This is a genomic window from Dialister sp. UBA1703 (assembly GCA_002320515.1).
In the GTDB taxonomy this organism is placed as follows: Bacteria; Bacillota; Negativicutes; order Veillonellales; family Dialisteraceae; genus Dialister.
In genome coordinates this window covers 1-3136 of the sequence record DCJJ01000145.1, presented here as the reverse complement: position 1 = coordinate 3136, position 3136 = coordinate 1, and the positions used below count along the sequence as shown (strand labels likewise).

The 3136-nt window shown below is 52.2% G+C and carries 3 protein-coding genes; all 3 read left to right on the top strand.

The features are described 5' to 3' along the window. Positions 1-178: 178 nt before the first annotated feature. Positions 179-415: a preprotein translocase subunit SecG gene (gene secG / locus B2Y11_RS06295; protein ID WP_291057426.1), complete on the top strand. Its 237-nt coding sequence runs from the start codon at positions 179-181 to the stop codon at positions 413-415. 126 nt (positions 416-541) lie between these two features. After that, the gene (gene rnr, locus B2Y11_RS06290; RefSeq protein WP_291057424.1) at positions 542-2602 is read left to right on the top strand and encodes a ribonuclease R; all 2061 of its coding nucleotides are present in this window, start codon (positions 542-544) and stop codon (positions 2600-2602) included. Between the two features lie 24 nt (positions 2603-2626). Beyond that, complete coding sequence (smpB, locus tag B2Y11_RS06285) at positions 2627-3097, top strand: SsrA-binding protein SmpB (protein WP_291057422.1); 471 nt, start codon at positions 2627-2629, stop codon at positions 3095-3097. The last annotated feature ends 39 nt before the right edge of the window (positions 3098-3136 follow it).

Genomic DNA, 3136 nt, shown 5'->3' with positions numbered 1-3136 from the left:
GAATTAATCAGTGCTTCCTTAGAACCTTACAAGCGCAGGCGGCCCTGCGTCCCAATTTATCTTTAAAATCCAGTTGACCATTTATGGAGATTAGTATAAAATATAGCTTGATAGTTACATTTCATTTAAGAAAGACCGTATCTGCCCTGAGTGAGGCAGGTGCAGAGGAGGATTCAGCGTGAAGTACTTTTTGATCGGGTTAACCCTTGTGGTTTCATTGCTCTTAATCGTAGTAGTGGTAGGCCAGGAATCGAAGCAGGCCGGTATGGGCTCTGCCATCGGTGGCGGCACGGAAAACGGAGCCGGCGGACGGACCCGCGGTAAGGATGCGGTGCTGTCCAAGTTCACCGTAGTCTTTGGCACCATGTTTGCTGTTCTCTGTCTCGTGCTGGGAAGATACATGAATACATTCTGATGAAAGAGGCTTGCCGGCGGCAGGCCTTTTTTATTTTACCCTTGCGAAGCCTCGCTGTTTCATGTAGGCTTAGTATAGATAGATACGCAGCAGCAGATTTCAACACATTTGATAGAGGAGACAGATATGGAAAAGAAGGAACTCTTACCGTACAAACCCGGCGTGATTCTTGAGGGCGTGTATAAGTCCTACGGACGATTCGGTTTTCTGCTTACCGATGATGACCATGAGGATGTATATATCGCAGAGAAGGATCATCTCAATGCGGTAAACAACGATACGGTGGAAGTAAAGACCATGAAGAGCGAAACCGGCCGTCATAATACGGAGGGCCGGATTCTTCGGGTCATTGAGCGTGCGGATGACATGTTCGTGTGCACCTATGAAATGCTTGCCGACGGTGGCGAAGCAGTGCCTATTGATGAAAAGGTGGACATGGTCATTGAAATCCCTGAAGGACAGGAAATGGGAGCCGTCACCGGCGCCCGGGTCATGGTGCAGGTGACCCGCTGGCCGGGAGAATGGACCGATGCGGAAGGAAAGGTGACGGAAGTCATCGGCTACAAGGGAGACAAGGGGCTGGACATTGATGTGATTATCGCCCAGCACCGTCTGCGCCATGTTTTCTCTGATGAGCTGATGAAAGAGGCGGACAGCCTTCCACGGGCCATTGTGCCGGAAGAAGGGGTGGCCGATTACAGGGATATGCCTATTGTTACCATCGACGGCCCGGACTCCAAGGACCTGGACGACGCAGTATACTGTGAAAAGAAGGAAAACGGCCATTTTGCCCTGGGCGTCCATATTGCCGATGTGTCCCGGTACGTTACCAAAGGCTCCCTTCTGGATGATGAGGCCTATCAGCGGGGTACCAGCGTGTACCTGGCAGACCGGGTGATTCCCATGCTGCCGTTCCAGCTGTCCAATGATCTCTGCAGCCTGAACCACGACGAAGACCGCTATGCCATGTCCTGTCTTATGGACGTGGCGCCGGACGGCACGGTGAAGACGGAAAAGATTACCCCTTCCATGGTGCGGGTGGCAAGGCGCTGCAATTATCCGGAAATCAATAAAGCCTTTGACGAAGGCATTGCACCGGAGGATTTGAAGCTCCATCTGCCTATGCTGGAAGATCTCAGGGAATGCGCCGCAGCCCTTCGAGAGAACCGCAGCCGCCGGGGCGCCTTGGATTTCGATTTTCCGGAATACAAAGTGGTGCTTGACGAAGATGGTAAACCACTCCGCATTGAAAAGCGTATCCGGGGCGAAGCGGAAAAGATGATTGAAGATGCCATGATTGCCGCCAATGAAGCGGTGGCCCGTTTTCTTGAAAAGACAGGCCATACGTCCATTTACCGTGTTCATGACCATCCGGATCAGGAGAAACTGAATTCCCTGAAACGGCTCATTGCCATTATGGGCCTTTCCATCCATATTCCGGAGGATCCGGAACCGAAGGACGTGCAGAAGCTTTTGGCATCGGTGAAGGGGGAGGACATTGAAGCGGTGGTACAGGTGATGACCCTGCGCTCGCTGCCCCAGGCCTGCTACAGCACCGATAATGACGGCCATTTCGGCATTGCCAGCACCTGCTATACCCATTTCACATCCCCCATCCGCCGCTATCCGGACCTTATGGTGCACCGCCTCATCCGCCAGGCCATCCATGATGATCTGACAAAATCGGAACGGAAGAAACAGACTGAATTCCTCATCCGCGCAGCGGAGCACTGCTCGGAAACAGAGCAGAATGCTACGGAAACGGAACGGGATGTGGATGATCTGAAGATGACCGAGTACATGGTGCCCTTCGTGGGAGAACCCTTCGACGGCCATATTACCGGCATTACCCGCTTCGGCATTTTCGTGGGCCTTGATAACGGTGTGGAAGGCCTGGTTCACGTGGACTCCATGGACGACGATGAATACGTATACCAGGAAGACACCATGACCATGAAGGGCCGGTTCTCCGGCACCACCTATTCCATGGGCATGCCGGTCAGGGTAACCCTGGTGAAGGCGGATAAGGAAAAGAGGGAAGTGGACTTCGTCCTGGGAGAAATCCATTCGCCCCTGAATCTGGAAAAGAAGACGAGGACCTCATCCCGCTCCAAGTCCCATTCCAAGAAGAAGGATAAGAAAGGAAACGGCAAGTCCCGGGGCAAAAAAGGAGGAAAGCGGAAATAATCCCTTTCCTGCAGGAGGTTTTGCATGAAAAAAGAAAAAACGGCACCGCCGGTGGCAGCCAACCGGCAGGCCTATCATAATTATTTTATCCATGATACCTACGAATGCGGCATAGCCCTCACGGGCACGGAAGTGAAATCCATCCGCGCCGGCAGGGTGAATCTGAGAGACAGCTTTGCGAAGGTGGAAAAGGGGGAAGTCTATCTGTGGAATGCCCATATCAGTCCCTATGAACAGGGAAATATCTTCAACCATGATCCCCTCCGCACCAGAAAGCTGCTGCTCCATAAACAGGAAATCCGCAAGATTGAAATGAAACTGAAAACCAAGGGCCTTACCCTGGTGCCGCTGAAAATGTATTTCAAGCATGGCAAAGTCAAGGTGGAAATCGGAACCGCCACCGGCAAGAAACTTTACGATAAGCGGCAGGACATGGCGGAAAGGGCAGCCAAGAGGGATCTGGACAGAAGGATAAAGACACAGAGGCTGGATTAGGGAAACTGATTCATTCATAGGGAAGCGCTGATTAAATCA